We start from the raw sequence: 20,653 nt of genomic DNA, 5'->3' as shown, positions 1-20,653 counted from the left end.
AAAGTTAAGCTTTTTCCTGAGTTCTGAATTTCTGCCTGCCTATCAACAGTTCAAAAAATAATTTGAAATCTGAAATCAACGACCAAAGCGGATATTTGAAAGTTGCAGGCTTATTTCTTTCAATGAATGCATGACTGAGCCATGCGAAACCATATCCGAATATAGGAATGTACCAAAGGAATCTTTCTTTTCCGGTATAAATAACAAAACCGATCACGAGAAATACAAATAAAATTCCAAGAAAGTGAAAAATTCTTGTACCTAATTTTTTGTGTTCATCAAGATAAAACTCATAGAACTCTTGGTATGTTTTGATTCTTTCAGACATGGCATTAATTTTTAAAGTTCTTAAATGAACCTTAGCAATTATTTCGCCAAATATTAAAACATTAAGAAAATAAACGGTCTAAGAATGATTAAGAATCATTAAATTGATTTAAGCAAATTGCTTAATGATTCACCTTGGTGATCCTAAAAATGTTAATAAAGATTGTTCTCTAAAACTTCAATATCTTTTAAACATTAAGAAAATTGAAGGGTTTAAGAATGATTTAGCATATTGCTTAATCATTCACCTTGGTGAATCTTAAAAAATGTGAATGATGATTATACTTAAAAACTTCACAACCTTAATGGTTCAAAAAACCTATTATTGCTTTTAGGATTTTACTGAAATTTTAATAATTTAACGTTCCAATCATAAAAGTTTTAGAAGCATTCAATGCTTTTGAAGTTCGACATAGTTCCTTCGTTACGCCTTTATTTTTAATGTAATTGGAATGAATAAAATAAGTGTCTTTATTTTCTCTTGTAATAAATCCTGTATGAAAGTCGAGACCGACAATATATACTTGGTTTTTATCTTTACTCAAAATATATTTTTCTAAATCTTGTCTTTTGCTGAAATATTTGATGTCTTTGCAAAGCTTTTTAATCATCACAGAAGAAGCTTGTTGCGCCAGATAAGTTCTGTTGATATCAAAACCAAAATCAGTCAACGTATTTGTAATGAAATATCCGCAAGCAATACTTCCATTTTGTGGTTTTCTTGTCGTTCCATTGAATGACCAAGGTGTACCCATCCAATAATTGGGAACATCATAGTTGATAAATTTAAACAGATAATTTTTCTTTTCTTCTGCAGTTTTTTTATTAATTGAAACTAAAAATTCTTTGTAGGGAATTTTCTTTGCTTCCGCCTTTTCTACAATTATGTCATTTCCGGATTCAATTTTGTTTTTTTTGCATCCGATTAAGATTAAAAATAGCAGACAGAAAAGGCATTTCATCAATCGATTAAGCATTTCTCAGTTTGCTGTTTCTATATCCATAACAGAAATAAATAACCAAACCAACAGCAAACCAAAGTCCGAAATAGAACCAGTTTTCGTGGCTCATTCCGGTGAGTAGATATAAACAAGAACTTAAACCGATCAATGGAATCAGTGAAAAGTTTTTAATGAAAGTCAATACACAAAGTCCTAAATTAATCAAGATGAAAAAGAAAATAGAAGCTCTGAATTCTCCGTTTTTAGGATCTTTCCAATCCATTAAAGTATCAAAAAACTCCGGCTGGAAATAATAAAATCCTACCAAAGCGCCAATAAAAATAATTGGGAAAATAATCTTACCGTTAATATAAGGAAGGTGAAATCTACCTTTGATTTTCTCTTTTGCAGGTAGCATTAAAACTCCTGCACAAACCAAAACAAAAGCGAAAATAGTTCCAATACTAGTAAAGTCTAAGATGAAACTTTTATCAGTGAAAAGAATAGGAACTCCCACTACAATACCCGTCACAATCGTTGCAAATGAGGGTGTTTTATATTTTGGGTGAACATCCTGAAATTTTTTAGGCATCAATCCGTCACGGCTCATTGCGTACCAGATTCTCGGCTGTCCCATCTGGAATACCAATAAAACAGTTGTAATGGCTACAATCGCTACAAATGAAACTGTCAATTCCATCCATGCGACATTTGCGTTTGTTTTTTCAAATATAAAAGATAAAGGATCTCCAACTCCGTCAAATTTTCTGTAATCAACCATTCCGGTTAAAACTAAAGTCAGGCAGATGTAGATTACCGTACACAACCCCAAAGAAATAATCATTCCTTTTGGTAAAGTCTTTTGCGGATCTTTTGTTTCTTCAGAAAGTACACTTAATGCATCAAAACCTATGTAGGCAAAGAAAACTCCGGAAACTGCGCTCATTACTCCGGCAAAACCATTCGGCATAAAAGATCTCGTTCCTTCTACACTTACAGGTGTCCAGTTTTCAGTATTGATGTATGAAAAACCAACCAAAATAACCAAAACGATTACGGCAAGTTTTAATATAACCAAAGAATTGTTGAAATTTTTACTTTCTTTCACTCCGCGGTAACACAACCAGGTAATCAATCCGTTAATTACCAATGCAGGAATATCAACGATGAATTTTAAACCTCCCAATAATGGTGCATTTGTCCATGCATTGATGAGTTCTTTGTTTTCAGAACCGTTTAAGAAAGCTTTATGAGCTTCGGTGTAGCTGCAAGTTAAATAATCAGGAATGTGCATTCCGAGTCGTTCAATGAAACTGGTAAAATAATCTGACCATGAAAAGGCAACATAAATATTTCCGAAAGAATATTCCATAATCAAAGCCCATCCAATTACCCAGGCTATTAATTCACCAAAACTGGCGTAAGCATAAGTATAAGCAGAACCTGCTGTAGGAATTCTACTCGCAAATTCGGCATAACATAAGGCGGTAAAACCACAGGCAAAACCACATATCAAATAAAGAAGAATAACACCGGGACCGCCTCTGAAAACTGCTTCACCCAAACTGCTGAAGCTTCCTGCTCCTATAATTGCTGCAATACCAAAAAAAACGATATCCCAAACTCCTAAAACCCGTAATAAACTTGTAGATGTGTCTGTTTCTGAGTATTGTTTTCTTCTGAAAAGTTGATTCATTCAATGACGATTTATGTTGAAAAAAACAAATGTAATTATTTCTGTGAAATAATTAAGATTTTCTTAATATTTCTTCTTGAAAAGTTAATAAGTATTAAAAAATAATCCACATACTAACATTATGTGAAAAGACTTGTTTATACAATATCTTTTCGATATTTTCGTTGATAATTTGTGGATAAAATCTTATCTTAAAATTAAGAAATTTGGTCTTATTTTTGAAGGCCTATCCATTTTAAAATTTGATGTTAATGAAATCAAAAAAAATACTTTTAGCGGCTGCTGTTTTCTATTTCGGAGTATCCGAAGCGCAACAGTCTCAATACTTTACCCAAAAGGAAAACTACAGGTTTAATCTTGCTCAAAATCTATATCAAACAAAAGTTTACAACGCTTCTCAATACGAATATGCACGTCAGTATTTCTATAATCAGAATCTGGAGCAGTCGAAAAAAGAAGCTGCACAGTTTTTTGATAACGTAATCGGAGTGATTCTTCAAAAAAATCATGCGGAAGACGGTTTGACTGCTTTTATGAAAGAATATCCGAACTCTGCGTATTTTGCTCAGGCAAATTTACCTTTGGCGGATTATTATTTAGCTAAAAAAGATTTTAAGGAAGCTTTAAAAACTTTAAAGAAAGTCAATCAATATCAGTTAACCCGTGAAGAAAATACACAGTATATTCTGAAATTGGGTTATGCTAAATTTATGACAGGCGATTCTAAAGGTGCAATTGATGCTCTGGAAGAAGCTTACAAAACCGCTGATGAATCTCAAAAAGGTGATATTGCCTATATGTTGGGACATTTGTTTTATTCTAAAAGACAAAACGATCAGGCTTTTCAGTATTTTGATTCTATAAAAGATCAGCCTAAATTTTCAAAACTTGTACGTCCGTATTATGTGCAGATGTACTACAATGATAAAGATTACGATAAGGCAATTTCGGAAGGAAATGCTTTATTGAATGAAGATATTTCGGAATCTTATAAAGCGGAAGTTCACAAAATCATTGGTGAAAGTTATTTCATGAAAAATGATTATAACTCTGCTTATCCGCATTTGAAAGATTATCTGAGTGTTCAGCAAAATCCATCTGAGAATGATTTGTATGAAATGGGATTTGTTGCGGCTCAGCTTAAAAAATATGACGAAGCGGTTTCTTATTACAATCAATTGTTAAACAGCAATTCGGCGTTGGCTCAGAATGCTTACTATCAATTAGGAAATGCATATTTGGCGGTAGAGAAAAAGCAGGAAGCACTTTCAGCATTCCGTTCGTCTTATCAAATGGATTATGATGCGAGTGTGAAAAAACTGGCTCACGAACAATACGCAAAATTAAGTTATGATATTGGGAATCCATTTGAAAACCCGACAACGGTTATTCAGAATTACATTACCATCAACAACAACGATGCGAAAACTGCGGAAATGAGATCACTTTTGGTGAAATCTTATCTGTATTCCGGGAACTTTAAAGAGACTCTTAACGCAATCGACAAATTACCAAACTCAACTCCTGAAACGGACAAAGTAGATCAGGAAGTTTCTTATTTATTAGGAACCGAAGAATTTAACAAAGGAAATTTTGACGAAGCTGAAAAATATTTCCTGAGAAGTTTAGAATTTGATTTAAATAAAGAATTCCACAGCAGAGCTTTGTATTGGTTGGGTCAGGTTTATTATCAAAAAGGGAATTATCCTTCTGCAATTGCCCGTTACGAAAAACTAACAAATGAAACTTTCCCTGAAAAACAGCAGTTGCCATACGACATTGGTTACGCTTATTTTAAATCTAAAAAATTCGATCAGGCGGAACAGTTTTTTACACAATATTTAAAAAATCCAAAGCCTGAATTTAAAAATGATGCAGAACTTCGTTTAGCGGATATCAATTACGCCAACAACGATCTTGATCAGGCAATTGCGATTTACGATAAAAACGAAGATGCTACAGATTATACTTTATACCAGAAAGCTTTGGCTTTAGGATTTAAAGATGATCAGGCTGCGAAAATCACCAACTTAAAATTATTAATTTCTAAATACCCTGCTTCAGAATATATTGATGATGCACAATACGAAATGGGTGTTGCTTATGCAGCTCAAGATGATTTTGCCAACTCCAATGACTTCTTCGGAAAAGTTATTAAATCTTCTTCTGATAAAGATTTGGTGGCGAATGCATCTATTTACAGAGCGCAGAATTATATTGATCAGAATCAAAATGATAAAGCTTTATCTGAATTAAGATCTTTAGGAGAGCAATATAAAAACACAGCTTACGCACAGAAAATCGCTCAGGCTGCAAAACCTATTTTCACGAAAAATGGTGATGTTTCAGGATATTCTGATTTTGCACGAAATGTCGGAGTCAATATTGATGCTTCTGAAATAGACGAAATCAATTTATCAACAGGAAAACAGTATTTTACCAAGAAAGATTATAAAAACGCAATTTCTTATTACGAGAAATATTTAACTCAAAATCCAAGCGGTGAAGGTCTTTATCAGGCTAAATATGAATTGGGTGAAAGTTATTACCAGACGAATAATCCTACGAAAGCTTTATTAGTTTTACAGGAAATTGCAAACGTTCAGAATGATTATCAAGACGACGCACGAACTCGTGTGGCACAAATTTATATCGCACAGGGAAATTCTGCTGAAGCTAAAAAATATTTAGAAAATATTAAAAATTCATCCAATATCAACGTTAAAAATTATGCTAATGTTGAGTTGATGAAAATGTATGCGGAAGAAAAGAATTTCTCAGAAGCTGAAAAATTAGCCGATGCTGTAATTGCCAATAATAAAAACTCTGCTGCAGTTATTGAAACTGCAAAAGTAATCAAGGCAAGAAGTCTGATGAATTCAGGGAAAGATAAAGATGCACAAACCGCTTATACTTCGCTTGAGAAATCTTCAAATACTGAAGTTGCAGCTGAAGCTCTTTATGCAAAAGCATTCTATCAAAACAAAGGAAAAGCATTCAAATCTTCTAATGAAACCATCTTTAAATTAGCTAATAATTACGCATCAGAAGATTACTGGGGAGCAAAAGCATTGGTTTTGATGGCGAAAAATTATATTGGGCTGAAAGATAATTATCAGGCGAGTTATACCTGCGATCAGATCATTTCAAACTATGCAGATTTCCCGGAAATTGTTGCAGAAGCGAAAGAGGTTAAAAAGCAGATTAAAAAGTAAAATGTACTGTCGTATTCATGTAAAATGTATTTGGGTGATTTGATCATCAATACTTTTTACTTTATACATTAATACAACATATATGAACAAGAAAATTCAAATACTATCTATATTATTTTTGGGAATTTCGTCCGTGGCGTTTTCTCAGATCAAAGAGGAAAAACTGATTCTTAATAAAAAAAGAGAACCAGAAGTAAAGAAAATCGAGAAGAAAAAAACTTCGGTGGAAACAGTGAAAAATTATCCGCCTGAAGAGAAATCAGCAAATCCTGTAAAGTACACGATTACAGACGTTCCTGCTGTTTCAGATTTTAAAACTTCAACCATTCAAAGTGAAGATGTTGCGCCAAAATTTGATGCGACAGCTCAGAATAGCTATTTCCAGTTCGGAATGGGGAATTACGGAAAGATTTTAGCAGATGCTAATATCTCTAAAACGCTTGAGAATAAAATCGAAGTTGGAGCAGATGTTCATGTGCTTTCTACGAACGGTTTGAAGAAAGTTTACGACTGGGATTCAAATCAAAGTTCGGCAACTTTGGGAGCTTTCTTAAATTCTTATGGAGAGAAAGGTAAAATCAATATAAATGCTGAATACGGTTTAGATAATTACAACTATTACGGAATTTACGCGCTGACGCCTTCTGCGGATGTAGATTTAAAACAAAAAGTCAATCAGTTTAAAGTGAACGGTTATTATGATTTTTATTCAAATGAAATCTTGAATGATGTACGAGTAAAATCTTCATTTTTAAGTGATCATTTTGATGCAAAAGAAAATCAGGCTTCTATTTTGGCAAATCTTTCAAAACACGCTGTAAAGCTTTCTGATAACGGAATCGTTTTAAATGCAGATTTAGGATTAGGATTGGAAACGGTGAAAACTGATTTCGCTATATTAAACGAAAATTCATCAACGTTTTTCAATGCGAATATAGCTCCGAAAGTGACGTTTGCAAAGGGTGAATCATATTTAATGTTGGGATCTTCTTTTTCTTTTTTAAATGCAAGAAATTCTAATTTAATTTTAGCCGAAGAATTAAAAAATAATAAAACATACTGGTTTCCACAGGCAGAATTTCAGGTTGCTGCTGCTAAAGAATTCAAATTCTACGGTGGAGTAGATGGTGGTTTAAAGCTAAATACATATAGTGAATTGCTGCAGCAAAATCCATTTTTGGTTTCAGATCAGATGTTGAGACCAACTGAGACGCAATATCATTTTTATGCAGGTTTAAGAGGTGATATCGATGAAATTTTTAAATATGATGTTTCTGCGGGATTCGGCAAGATGAGGGATATTATGTTCTTCCAGGGGAATACTTTATTTAACAACAGTTTTACTTTAGATCGTCCCGGTTATGATTTTGCCAATACATTTTCTGCAGTTTATGATGACGGAAATGTGAGCGATATCAAAGGTAGTTTGCAATATTTTCCGTTGGAAAACCTTATTGTAGATGCTGATGTGAGATTTTTAAAGTATGATTTAAAGAATTATGACAATATTTATAATGTTCCTTTGGTATCAGGAAGCATCGGTGCAAAATATACGTTATTTGAGAAAAAATTGTCTTTAGGTTTCAAAGGAATCTTTGCAACTGACAGAACTACAAACTCATACATGATTGAAGGTATTGGTACTCCTTCGGTGATATTTCAGTCAACGGAAGACACGGATGATAAAGTTGGTGGTTATGCAGATTTAAATTTGTCCGCAGAGTACAAAATTCATAAAAATTTCAGTATTTTCGCACTCGGAAACAATCTTCTAAGCTCAAAATACCAAACGTACAAAGGATATAAAGTTCTTGGTGCACAGATTTTAGGAGGAGTGAAAATCACATTTTAGTGTGGGAGATTGGTAGAGTTATAGAAAACTCTGAAACTCTACCAATCTCAGGCCTAAAACACAAACGGCTTCGTAGTTCAACTGGATAGAATATCGGATTTCGGCTCCGAGGGTTGGGGGTTCGAACCCCTCCGAAGTCACAAAAGGAGACACTATTTAATGGTGTCTCCTTTTTAATGAAAGAAAGTAAAAAAGTAATTTAATATTTTTTAATAAAATGCTTTTCTGCATTAATTTAATGTTATTCTGAGAATTTAAAAACAAACTCATTTCTCAGGTCTGTTTTATAAGCATTTTTCTGAGTAACCGGTGAAATTCCGAAAAGTGGTGAATATGTCTTTACTTTCACGGTTTTATTATCAGGATAGAACTCAATAATTCTGAGCCAGCCGTCACCTCCGTTACCGTCACGATGACCGCCGCCTTCGCTTTGCATATCAAAAAGCATCTGATTCACGTTTTTTCCAAAACTGTTGGGATCTACACGAAAACCTTCTCCTGAAATATGACCACTTAGTACCAACTGAAGATTTTGAGATGGCTCTACCAGCTTTTTCCAGATTTGTTCTCCATTATTAGACTCAGGAAGTATGATGGTTTTTGATTTTTGCGGAACGTTGTTTATCAGAAAAGGCTCATACATAAACCATGAATTTTCTTTATTCGTTCTTTTATCTTTCTCATTCAAAAAAGCGTGGGTGATTAGAATTGATTTATGATTTTTGTATTGAGGCATATCCAAAACTTTTTTAGCCCATTCGAGTGCCTTATTTCTCGGCGCAAATTCAAGGCTTAGAAATAAATAATCCTGGCCATTTAATCCTTTCAATTCCAAAACAGAATTTTCCATGCTTGGAGCACCGGCATCATTAAAAAAGTTCTGTGCTAAAGATCTCTGATTTAAATAATTAAAATTAGAAGGAAAAAACTCATTATAACGAGAAAATCTTCTGCCTTCCTCATTAATACTGAAGTCATGATTTCCTGTTGCAGCAACATAAGGTACTTTTCCATTGAGTCTTCCCAGAATTGACTGTACAGATTTCCATTGGTCATCTGCACTTTGATCTCCGTCATATCCCTGATTCAGAATATTATTATGTTCCACCAAATCGCCAACTTGGCAAACCATTTTAATATTTAAGGGAGAAATATTATCCTCAATCCATCTCACCATCAGATCCAAAACAGGTTGATTTCTGTTCCATTTTACATAGTTTTGGGTATCCGGAATGAGGATGATACTCCATGATTTTTCGTTATCCAATTTTGGACTTTGAAATTTTTCCTGTGCAAAAACCACTGTACATACCAGTACGAACAGTAGCGATATACTCTTCTTCATAATTTTTAAAATTAATATCCTGGGTTTTGTTTCAATAATGGGTTTGCATCCATTTCCGATTGTGGGATCGGCCAATATTCATCTTTATTGTTGGTATAAACTACTTGCTGTGTAGAAAAAGCTGCTGAAGCCTGTGAATGATTATAGATAGGATTTGCACTTTCATCAAACCCGGTTACAACAGATTTGTTCCAGTTGTTTGCATTACGGTTGAGGTATAAATATCCGTTCATCACATTGCTTGCAATTCCCCAACGTCTTATGTCATACCATCTTAATCCGTCATTTGCCAATTCTACTTTTCTTTCGTATCGAAGTGCTTTTCTCAATTGAGCCTGTGACAATCCTATTGGTAAAGCCGGCATTTTTGCACGCACTCTGATCTGATTAATCATGTCATAAACCGAACTATCCAACTGATTCGACTCAATTTTTGCCTCTGCATAAATCAGCATTAATTCTGATAATCTGAAAATTCCGACATTTAAATCTGAATTTCCACTTACTGAAGTAGAATTAAAATCAGCAATATCCACCACTTTTCTCCAAAGATAACCGCTAAACGAACGGTATGCATTGGTCGCATCGGCATTCGTAACCTGAGTTGGTGCTCCGGTTGACCAGTAGTTATTTACTTTTGTGAAAGATGTATTTGGCTCAAATTGGTATCCCAAATATCTTGAGTGCGGTCGTACAGCATACATATCCAAACGTGGATCTCTGTTTTTAAACGGGTTTGTATTATCATATAACGGAGATTCCAATATTGAAAGACCATCTGTCATTTCATAAGAATCAATAAGATTTTGAGTAGGTCCCCAATAGCAAACTCCTTTACCTAAACGAGATGCAGCATAATATTGCTGATTGTGAAGATATCCCGGTACATTCTTATTGAATTCTGCCACCCAAATCCATTCTTTACTTGTTGAAAAACCGTTATGTCCAAATATATTACTTGGATCCGGCTCTCCAACGGTATGATCTTTACCAGCGAAATTCACAGAAGCATTGAAAGGTGTCAAACTGTAAATACCAGATGCTGCGTCTAAAGCTTGTTTTGAAGTAACTGCTGCTGCTGCATATTGTTTAGAATAAAGTTCAACTCTGGCTTTTAGCATTAAAGCTGCGATACGAGATGCGCGAACATTTCCATACTGTGATTGTGAAATCGGAAGTTGAGGTGCAACAGCTCCCAGTTCTGCAATGATAAACTGCTGAATTTCTGCAACAGGTGTTCTTGCAACATTTGCATTGCTTAAGATAACAGCTGATTTTATTAATGGAACATCTCCGTAAAGCTCAATCAGTTGAGAATAAGCATAAGCACGGACAAATCTCAATTCCGAACCAAGTTCAGACTTTTGTGCGGCGGTAAGTCCTGAAATTCCATCTAATTTATCAAGTACTGCGTGACATCTTGCAATAGTTTTATAATGAATTTCCCATGGTTTAATGGTTAATGCATTGGTTGTCGTAATAGAACTTGTGATGGGAGAAGTGTAATTGGTTCCCGGTCTTGCATATCCGATATCCGTAATATTATCCATCACGTGCCAAATTGGGGTACTTGCTGCATCAATTGTACTCAAGTTTCTGTAAGCTGCGAATAGACCCATCTTTCCTTCCTCGTATGATGCGGGGAAAGTTCCAGATGTGGGTCCGTTAAGTGGCTCTAAATCCATATCGGCACTTGAGCACGACGTGATTATAGCTAAAAGAGATATTTTTAAAAAGTTTTTCATTTTTTTTATCATTAAAATTTAACATCAATACCAAAAGAGATTGTTTTTACCTGTGGATAATAATTTCCGCCTCCCAAAGCGACACCGTCGGAACTTCCAAGATTATAATTGATTTCCGGATCATATCCTTCGTAGAAATCAGTGAAAGTCAATAGATTTTGTCCGTTCAGATAAAGGTAAATGCTTTGCAGAAATGTGTTGTCTGTAAAAGATTTAGGTAATTCGTATCCGATCTGTACATTTTTAAGACGCATGTAAGCTGCACTTCTCATCCATTTGGTTGAGTTTTGTGTATTGTTTGTAGAGGTAAGGGAAACACGAGGGAATTCGGCATCCGTATTTTCCGGTGTCCAATAATCCAATTGCCAAGGTTTCACAGCACTAGAATTGACTGCGGGAATGACGTAATGAGAATCAAGATAACCGTCAACTTTTCCGACACCCTGTATCAAAGCTGATAGTTTAAAGCCTTTATAAGATAAACCCAAATTAAACCCGTAAGTATACCTCGGAACAGTACTTCCGATAATGGTTCTGTCGGCATCTGTGATTTTTCCGTCTCCGATTGGATTTCCGTTGGCATCAAAAGCTCCGGCAATATCCTTATACCTTATATCTCCCGGCTTTAAAGTTCCAAATTGTGTCGGTCCCGCATCGATTTCTGCCTGACTTTGATAGAGTCCGTCAGCAATAAAACCATAAATCGAATTCACTGAAGAACCAACCTGTTGACGAAGAAGTGTTCCGGAAGACTGACCTTTCATATCAACGATTTCGTTTTTAACATCTGAGAGATTAAATCCAATATTCATTTTAAAATCTCCCCATCTTTCATTATACTGTGCACCAATTTCCCAGCCTTTGTTGCTTACCGTTGCCGCATTTTGAACGGGTGCTTCTAGACCTGTAAGCTGAGAAGTATTTAATCTTAAAAGAATTCCGTCAGTCTTTTTATTATAAATATCGAAAGTAAGGTCTAATTTTTTCCATAACGATAAATCAACACCCAAACCCGACATTGTAGTTTCTTCCCACTTCAGATCTGGATTTGACATGATTAATTGCTGAATCGTCTGGTACACAACTCCGTTCATAGAAGTACTTCCCAATGATAAAGGTTCCGAAAAAGGGTAGTATGACGAACTGATATTCTGATTTCCCAGTTTACCCCAGGATCCTCTGAATTTTAATTGGCTGATCGTTCCTCTTAAACCTTCGAAAAAGTTTTCTCTAGAAACTACCCAACCCGCAGAAAATGACGGAAAAACTGCCCAACGGTTTTTTCCGATAAACCTTGAAGTACCGTCGTATCTTACATTGGCTTCAAACAAATATTTCTGATCAAAATTATAATTAAATCTTCCAAAAGCAGAAACCAATAACCATTCGTATTCTGATCCTGCATTATCTTTCGTTTCGTTATCTGCACCTGCATCGATCACTTCGTAGTTGTCATAAAGGAAATCCCTTCTATATCCGGATAATATTTTTTCGTTATACGTTTCTCTTGAAGCTCCGGCAAGAAGCTCAAAACCGTGTTTACCAAAGTCTTTTTTTGCATCTGCCTGAAACTGATAGGTTCCGTAAAACTGACGTCTTGCAGATTCTGTAAGTTCTGTAAACGTGTTGGCCGAACCAGCTTCGGTTCCGTCTTCATAATATGTAGGCACACTTTTTCTGAAAAGATGAATGTTGGTCGTAAGATAACGTGGAGCAACCATACCTTTTAAAGTCAACCAATCGGTAGGTTTGTAAGAAATATTCATATTTCCTATAAACTCAAGATTATTCTGCTTACGGTTTCCTCCATTTTCGATATAACCGACTGGATTGATTTTTACCCAACCGTCAGAATAGTTTTGTCCATAATAAATGGGAATATTGGTAGGCATTCTTCCTAGATAATTCCAGACCGTTCCTTCATCGGCAATCTGTGTTCTGTCTTTATTTAAGAAAGACATATCGAGTCTGATATTCCACTGATCATTTGGTGTAATATCCATATTATTACGGAAAACAAACCTTGTAAAATCAGTATTTTTAATAATACCTTCCTGTTTTGAATATCCAAATGACGGCGAAACACTTATGATTCCGGATTTTGCGGATAGAGAAAGATAATGATCCTGCAGGAATCCGCTTCCCTGAAGAATTGCTTTTTGCCAGTCGTAATTGCCTGGATTTTTACTGTATTCGTTTCTGAAATCATTGATTGCTTCGTCACTGTAGATCTTTGTACCATTGTCGTTCATACTTGCATCGTTAAATACTTTCATGTAAGTAAGACCATCAGTAACTTTTGGTATCGCTGTAGCTCTTTGCCAACCTGTATATACTCGGTATTGAGCGGTCAGTTTATTTCCTTTAGCACGTTTTGTGGTTACAAGAATAACTCCACCTGCAGCTCTTGAACCGTATATTGCAGCAGAAGCAGCATCTTTCAGAACAGAAATAGACTCGATCATATTGACATCAACATCATTGATGTTTCCTGCAACACCATCGATAATCACTAAAGGATTACTGTCAGAACCTCCAAAACTATTGATTCCTCTGATTCTGATATTTCCGGCATCACCTCCCGGTGCACCAGTTTGTGTAGTTACTGTAACACCCGGAGCAAGACCCTGCAAAGCATTTCCGGCTGAAAGTACAGGTTGTCCTTCTGCTGTTGAACCTTTCACGACGGAAACAGAACCTGTAATAATAGATTTCTTTTGTGTACCGTAACCGACAACTACAACTTCCTCTATTTGTTTTTCCTGATTGTTTAATGTATCTCTTTTAGGTTCTAAATTATTTTCTGCAAAAGAAGAATTCGTGGAAGCTAATTTTCTAAGGCTTACCGTATTGTTCTGGATCTGGTAATCCAAAGGAACACTCTTTTTCAGATAGTTTAAGCTTTGCTGTAATGATGAGTAATTGATTTTGCTTTCATCTACCCAGATGTTTTTAAAATCTGACGCAGAATAAAAGAATTTAGTATTGGTAGATTTCTCTAATTTTTTAAGAATTTTCACTAATGAAACCTGTCCCTGATTGTTTGTGACAGACATGTTAGTTTGGGTTTGCGCATAATTTTGCACAGGAATTCCCATAGCGACGAGTAAAGCAATAGAAATTGCAGTTTTTTTCATAAATTTGAAAGAGTTAATTTATTATTCTTAAGCGAGTTTTGAATTAATTTACAAGCACTGATAACGCCACATTATTGGTGCTGTTTTATTTAATATAGAGTTATTTCATGTTCATTTTTAATGGTAGTTTTTAGATTAAATGGATAATTGATAATGGAAAGAATTTCTTTCAGATTTCCTGAGAACGATCCAGAGACTTCGTTTTTAGCAATTTTTTTCGGATAAGTGATTTTGGTTCCGTATGTATTTTCTATTTCGGTTATTGCATCCTCGAAAGACGTATTTTCAAAAGTGAAAGTTTTTATTGCAGTTACTGCATAATAATGATAATCTTTTTTGGCAGGAGAGGTGCTCCAGTTTTCATTTGGAAGGAGATAAGTCAGTTTGCCATTGTGATTGACTTTTACTTTTCCTTCAAATAATTTTACCTTTTTTTCATCCGATTTCTGATCGACTGAAAATTTAGTTCCCAACACTTCAACACTGAAACCTCCTGCATCTACAATGAAAGGCTTAGATTTATCTTTTGCAATCGAGAAAAAACCTTTGCCTTGAAATTTTACTTTTCTGTATTTCTTCCCAAAATCTTTATTGATGGATAACTTACTGTGAGGTTCTAAGGTAATTACACTTTGATCAGACAATCTAAAAGTTTTAGAAACTTCATTGGTCTGCAATACGATTGCTGATAAACTATTTTTCGTTTCTTTTGGCTCAAAATCTTTATAAAAAAAGAGAATCCCGAATAAAGGAATCAAAATCGCCGCAGCAGCCGTCCAATAATATTTTCGTCTATCATTTTTCTTAATTCTTCCTTCGATACCGTTCCAGATTCTGGAGTCTGTTGCCGAATCCATTTCCTGTTTTTCTTCGGAAACTTTTGTCCAAATTTTTTCAAAATGTTTTTGAGAATCTTTCATACAATTATAATTACGCAGCAAAATAAAAATATCCACCCCGAAGAGATGGATTTAATAATTTGTTTAAACTGGTTAATATTTCGTTAAAACAGATTCAGATTCGCTTTAATGTGTCGGATGACTTTGTTAACCTGTTTTTCTACCGCTGTTTTTGAGATGTTATTTTCTTTTGCGATCTGAGAATAGCTTATTTTCTCCAATTTGTTTTTGTAGAAAAAAGTCTTGCTTCTTTCGGGAACTTTTTCCAGAAGGTTTTGTATTTTTTGTAATTGCTCATCTTTAAATTCCTGATCAGTTTTTTCAGAATCTGCTTCATCTTTAATTAAACTTTCATCCGAAAAAGAGAAGATCATTTTATTTTTTCTGTAAAAATTTGAAACTTCCTGTTGAGCGGTTTTGAAGATAATAGATTCTAAAGTCTGTGAATTTTTGAGCGAAGAAGAGTGTTTCCAGAGATGTACAAAAATCTCCTGTACAACATCTTCCACATCTTCGATATTGGAAATAAACTTTTTGACAAAAAAGTATACCTGATGTTTGTAATCTAAATATATTTTTTCAAAATACTCCATTATAATGAACCACATTGTAGAAATGCTTGGCAAAAGTAGTCAATTCGTGTTGCGAGAATATGACGTGTATATTAAATTTTTAACTTGATTGGACGTTGTTTAATCTAGATCCACTTAATTGATTATCGACTGGAAAAGTAATTTTTAATATTTAGTTAAATGCATTTTAAAGATATTTGAATTCAACCAATTCTTCAAATCTTACACATTTATTTATGTTTAATTACCAAATTTCTTTGAGTGTATCTTCTTCTCCTTCACTTTAATGACAAACTCAGGAAGTGTAAAAAGTTCACCCGCTTTTACTGAAAAAGTGAAGCGTTCTGTATCGCAGTATGTGTTTTGAGGAAGCGAATTGGCATTAAGTAAAATAGTATAGTTTCCGATGGGTAAAAATGAAATAAATTCACCATTGTCGTCTGAAGTTGCGGTTTCAATTAAAACATTATCACGGAAAATATTAAATGTAATTCCATTAGCTCTCGGCGTGAAATCTACAGCTGTTTTCTTATCAAATTCATAATTGATATGTCCTGCAACAGTACCATTTTGATGCAACGGAATAGCAATTTCAAGCTTGTACTGATTAATATCCAACATTTGATCATCATAATACCATCCCTCCTGAATAGCCTGCTTCAAACGGTATTTTCCGAAAGGAACATTTTTATATAAGATTTTTCCTTCAGGATCAGTTTTAAATGCGATATTATTGATATTGATCAGATAATCTGATGCAGTTTCTTCGTCTGTATCAAATATATTATTGTTGTTTTTGTCATAAAAAGCAAAAGCATGAACGTCCGATTTTTTCTTTGTGCTTAAAGTAGCTTTCTGCAAGTTTAAGGTAACTCCTGCCTCAATGGTGAAGATATTATTTCTCATGTTTGCCGAAGAATAATTGTACAGAGACGAATTCACAAAAAAATCGTACATTCTTGTGTGCCATTTCAAATTGCAAAATGCTGAAGGCGATTTTCCGTAGATATTATCGTCTGTATACGAAAGTCCGGAGGTTAAGCTTAGTTTATCTTTAAATGCATTGCTGCTGTAATACACAGAGGTATTGAGTTTTGTAAACTTTTTATTTTTATCTGCAAGTTGAGAGAAAGCGTATTCAGATAAATAGTAGCTTCCGATTTGATACTGAGAAGTGAAATTTATTCTCATGTAATTGTAACTGAAATTTATTTTCCCCTGAAACTGTTGATTTTCATCATTCGGATATTGTGCAAAACCAAGCTCAAGAGCCAAAACAGCAGAATGTTTTTTATTGATACTCGTCCAATTGGTACTTTCTACGATTCTGTTAGCTTGAATTGATAAAGCGTTTTTTTGAAATTGCGGCAGAAAATTGTTGTAAGAATTAGACTTTTCAAATTGATACTGATACGCAAAAGAATAACCGAATGATCCTGTTTTAGCCAAATTCAATCCAGCCTCCATTTTGACATTGTCCGAAGAGAGCTGAGTCTGATAAAAATAATATTTAGGAGAATAATTAGAATAAAAAATATTGGCAAAAGCATAGTGCTTTTTGAATGCAATCAAATTAATATTTTGCTGGATCTGTACACTTCCTCTACGGTTTCCGGGGTAATAATCTGAACTGTAAAAGATATTTCCGTTGAGATTTAATTTTTTAAAAATTCCTGAATATTGAGATTCAAATGCGAGAGAAGGTTTTGTAATTCCGTTCCGGTCATAGACGCTGATTCCTCCGTACAATTTTGATGAGGTCTGCCAAAGATTATTGAAGTTGTGGGTAAATTCCGTTCCAACTAAATGATGTTTTGCTTTCTCGTAAGGATCATTTTTAAATATATAAATTGACGATATATTATGAGAGAAATTGTAAGGATTGAGAATTCCTTTCACATAAAAACCATATCCATTTTTAAAGAACGAATTTCTTTCCAATAAACTGAAGCTCTGCTCAATAAAACCAACCTCAAGTTTTTTGTCTTTTGCAGCATTCAGAAAACTGTATTCTATTCCTCTACCGAAAAGTGAAAGCTCAAGAAGTTTACTGATATTTCCTAAGGTAAACTCGCTTTTCTCCCGACGGTAAGAAATGTAAGTGTTGTTGATGACAGGATCGTTCTGCGAATTCATCAAAAACATATTTCCATTAATAAAAACATATCCTGAAGCCACATTAAAACCGCCACTTCCTAAAATCTGATACATATCGAGATCATTCCCAACCCGCCTGTAACTTGCTGTGATCGAATTTCTTGTTGTACTTGCGAATCCGTTTTGCTGTTCGTCCTGAAACTTTTGTGTATGAGAAATACTTTGTACGGAAATTCTCGTATTTCCGAAGATTTCTTTATCTGGATCTTTAAATCCGGTAACGTTGATGGTAAAATTATTATGTTTGAGAAGTTCTTTCGATGGCAAAAAACTAAAGGTAAATGTAGAATCCTGTTGTGGGCGAAGCGTTCCGTGTTGTTCGATAAAATGATTACTGTCGCTGTAATCAGGAATTTTAAAGACCAAAGTTGTTTGCTGCATTCTGTTCCCTTTATTTGAAACTTTTATTCTGATTTTAAGAGAATCAAGATCATTACTTCTGAAAATTTGTGGACTTTCAGCCATCATTTGTAAGAGATTGCTTTCTTCGACCTGATGAATAACGGTTTTTTCACCAATTTTCTGATCAAATTCATTAGCTAAAATCAAATTAATCTGCGCATCTCCCGCATCGGCATTATTTCCAACAAAAAATTTAAGCGAAATAAATCTTTTTTCGTTTTTCTGAAGATCAATCGCAATTTCCTGTCCTAAAATAGATTTAAATCCTGTCGGAGTCGAAATTTTTAATTTTCCTTTAAAATTTTCATTCTTGCTGTTATCTACAATAATCACCATGTCGAGAATTTTAGATTCTGCATTGTATGATTTTTCGTGAATATCAAATAGGATGTTTTCGGTTTTGTTTTGAGCCGACAAAAAGAGCGAACAAATCAATAGCAGACAATTCGCAAAGCTTTTTATAAAATTTTGACTAAAAACAGGGGACATTATTGCGGAGTTATCTCATATTGTAAGGTTGCGGTATATTCATCAGGTTTTGCATTGATGAAATATTCGTCATTGGGTTTTGTGAAATATTTGATCGTGTAGTCAAGATTTGCTCCTTGTGTAGACGAGCCTTTTGCAATAATCTGTGAAGCTGTATTCAGGAAAACTGTATTGAAAGACGATCCTGCATTTTGTGCTGTTGGCAGTAAATTCATCTGCACATTGCTGACCGGAATCGTTTTTCCGCTGGTTGATGTGAAATTATTCTGAATTGCTTTTACCGTTATCTGAAAATTAGTATTCGCTTTTACAGTAAGCGCATTCGGATACGTTACACTTTTACCGTCTTTATAATCCTGCATGCTGCTGAATTCCAATAGACCATTGTTTGCATTTGCATTTACTTTTAACGAAAGTTCTGTGCTTGTGGGCGGAGTTCCGGTAAGTGCACCGATCTGAAACTGAATATTATGATCCATCTTTCCTATGATCGTATTATTTTGGTTATAGGCGGTAAATTCCATTGGAGCAATAAATGTTGTCCATGCAGGATAGTTTGCGAGATAAGCTCCACCAGCAACCGTAATGCTAAATTTTATCTGTAAACTGTAATATCCGTTTTGCTGACTCGGTTGGTTTCGCAACGGTGCATTTGACTTTGGAATTAAAAAGAATTCTGAACCTTCCGTCATAATAGTATTGGGCGGAATTCCAATGTCAGAAATAGTCGGAACAGGATTAGGATTCGCCTGACCTGTTGAAGAAACGGGTTGAAAAGATATTTTATTGGCAGGGAAAATATATGATCCGCTATTTGCCGTGATAGCACTTTTCAGGCGTGCAGTTACTTTCCAGTTAGGTATGTTGAAATTTCCGTTTCCGGCGAGCGTCATGGTGTAACCTTCAGGATCTGTATTTCCCTGATAAGAATTTATTTGAAGATAGCCATTTACCCATGACGAATACGATACTTGAGAATGCAGCTGACCCATCAGAAAAATTGTCATTACAAAAAAGCAGAATTTTCTATTCATAACTAAAATTTAATTCGCCCATTTCTAAATTTTCTGCGTCTCCGTAGTCTATAAGTAAAGATGCTGTGTATTTTCCTTTTTCAAGAGATGATGGAAGTGTAATTTCCATTTCACGTTTGTTTCCAGGCATTGTATAAAATACAATCGGACTCAAAGCCGTTTTTTTACCATTACCTGCATTCAGAATATCGGTCGTCACTTTACCATCGACCCAGATTTCTGCCTGATTTTCAAAATTTAAGGTTAATGTTTTTTTAGTTGCATCAAATTTTAAATCTGTTATTTCAATTTTTTTCTTTGTGATATTTGGTTTTTTATGGAAAATTTTAATTCCTGAGCGAATGCTTACTTTTATGTTTGCACCTTTACTGTCGACATCTTCAACAGGATTCATTTGACTCACATACAGCAGAGCGGTATGAGCTGGTAAATTATCTTTTTGAAGAGTAGGTGAGGTGATGGTCATTTCGATATCACGTCTTTCTCCGGGTGCCAATGAAAAATAAGTATCTTCTTTTTTAATGGTAATCCATCCTGCGCAAGAAGTGGGTAGCGAGTTTGCCGGATGCATTTGGTTTTCTCCCTTCACGTCATATTCCCAATCGCCGAGACTTACCGCAAGATCAAGACTGTTTTTTGCGCTTACGTTAGTTACGGTTATTTTTTCGGTATTGCTGATTCCCGGACCTGATTCAAAATAAAGTCGGGGCGGAGACACCGATATTCCGGTTTGTGCTTTGACATTGAAAATAAATGCAAAAAAGAAAAAGCAGAATAGCTGAGAGATATTTTTCATGACGAAAGTATGTAATGAAAGAGAAGTGCTGCAAAAACTGCAACAC

13 protein-coding genes and 1 tRNA gene are annotated in these 20,653 nt (G+C 34.7%); 3 read left to right on the top strand and 11 right to left on the bottom strand.

The genetic code is table 11. From position 1 onward, the window contains the following. Window positions 1-4 precede the first annotated feature (4 nt). From NZ698_RS06850 to NZ698_RS06840, 3 genes are all read right to left on the bottom strand, one after another. Window positions 5-328 (bottom strand): Mpo1-like protein, encoded by a 324-nt coding sequence (locus NZ698_RS06850; RefSeq protein WP_263002329.1) that lies wholly within the window; start codon window positions 326-328, stop codon window positions 5-7. Between the two features lie 349 nt (window positions 329-677). Next, window positions 678-1,289 (bottom strand): hypothetical protein, encoded by a 612-nt coding sequence (locus NZ698_RS06845; RefSeq protein WP_263002328.1) that lies wholly within the window; start codon window positions 1,287-1,289, stop codon window positions 678-680. A 7-nt stretch (window positions 1,290-1,296) separates the two neighbouring features. Beyond that, window positions 1,297-2,964 (bottom strand): APC family permease, encoded by a 1,668-nt coding sequence (locus tag NZ698_RS06840; RefSeq protein WP_263002327.1) that lies wholly within the window; start codon window positions 2,962-2,964, stop codon window positions 1,297-1,299. A 251-nt stretch (window positions 2,965-3,215) separates the two neighbouring features. On the opposite strand from NZ698_RS06840, the gene NZ698_RS06835 reads away from it, so the two are divergent. The 3 genes from NZ698_RS06835 to NZ698_RS06825 all read left to right on the top strand — a co-directional run bounded on the left by NZ698_RS06835 (window position 3,216) and on the right by NZ698_RS06825 (window position 8,171). After that, entirely contained in the window at window positions 3,216-6,179 is a 2,964-nt protein-coding gene (locus NZ698_RS06835; RefSeq protein WP_263002326.1) for a tetratricopeptide repeat protein, read from the top strand. 82 nt (window positions 6,180-6,261) lie between these two features. Further along, window positions 6,262-8,031 carry a TonB-dependent receptor gene (locus tag NZ698_RS06830; RefSeq protein WP_263002325.1) on the top strand — a complete coding sequence of 590 codons (1,770 nt, stop codon included), beginning with the start codon at window positions 6,262-6,264 and terminating at the stop codon, window positions 8,029-8,031. Between the two features lie 66 nt (window positions 8,032-8,097). Next, a tRNA-Arg gene (locus NZ698_RS06825) sits at window positions 8,098-8,171 on the top strand. 101 nt (window positions 8,172-8,272) lie between these two features. Here the strand turns inward: NZ698_RS06825 and NZ698_RS06820 are convergent. The 8 genes from NZ698_RS06820 to NZ698_RS06785 form a co-directional block, all read right to left on the bottom strand. Beyond that, window positions 8,273-9,376, bottom strand: coding sequence for a metallophosphoesterase (locus NZ698_RS06820; RefSeq protein ID WP_263002324.1), 1,104 nt, complete (start codon window positions 9,374-9,376; stop codon window positions 8,273-8,275). A gap of 11 nt (window positions 9,377-9,387) precedes the next feature. Beyond that, entirely contained in the window at window positions 9,388-11,121 is a 1,734-nt protein-coding gene (locus NZ698_RS06815) for a RagB/SusD family nutrient uptake outer membrane protein (protein WP_263002323.1), read from the bottom strand. Between the two features lie 11 nt (window positions 11,122-11,132). Continuing rightward, window positions 11,133-14,258: a SusC/RagA family TonB-linked outer membrane protein gene (locus NZ698_RS06810; RefSeq protein ID WP_263002322.1), complete on the bottom strand. Its 3,126-nt coding sequence runs from the start codon at window positions 14,256-14,258 to the stop codon at window positions 11,133-11,135. Window positions 14,259-14,347: 89 nt separating this feature from the next. Further along, window positions 14,348-15,178 (bottom strand): FecR family protein, encoded by an 831-nt coding sequence (locus NZ698_RS06805; RefSeq protein ID WP_263002321.1) that lies wholly within the window; start codon window positions 15,176-15,178, stop codon window positions 14,348-14,350. An 83-nt stretch (window positions 15,179-15,261) separates the two neighbouring features. Beyond that, a complete protein-coding gene (locus tag NZ698_RS06800; RefSeq protein ID WP_263002320.1) occupies window positions 15,262-15,750 on the bottom strand; it encodes an RNA polymerase sigma factor in 489 nt (162 codons plus the stop codon). A 219-nt stretch (window positions 15,751-15,969) separates the two neighbouring features. Further along, entirely contained in the window at window positions 15,970-18,723 is a 2,754-nt protein-coding gene (locus tag NZ698_RS06795; RefSeq protein WP_263002319.1) for an MSCRAMM family protein, read from the bottom strand. Window positions 18,724-18,776: 53 nt separating this feature from the next. Then, complete coding sequence (locus tag NZ698_RS06790; RefSeq protein WP_263002318.1) at window positions 18,777-19,811, bottom strand: hypothetical protein; 1,035 nt, start codon at window positions 19,809-19,811, stop codon at window positions 18,777-18,779. Beyond that, entirely contained in the window at window positions 19,804-20,607 is an 804-nt protein-coding gene (locus NZ698_RS06785) for a fimbrial biogenesis chaperone (RefSeq protein WP_263002317.1), read from the bottom strand. Before NZ698_RS06785 ends, NZ698_RS06790 begins: the two co-directional genes overlap by 8 nt. Window positions 20,608-20,653 lie beyond the last annotated feature (46 nt).

This window comes from Chryseobacterium edaphi, from assembly GCF_025628985.1.
GTDB lineage: Bacteria > Bacteroidota > Bacteroidia > Flavobacteriales > Weeksellaceae > Chryseobacterium > Chryseobacterium edaphi.
The sequence above is the reverse complement of the archived record's forward strand: the minus strand, read 5'-3'. Positions and strand labels throughout refer to the sequence as shown.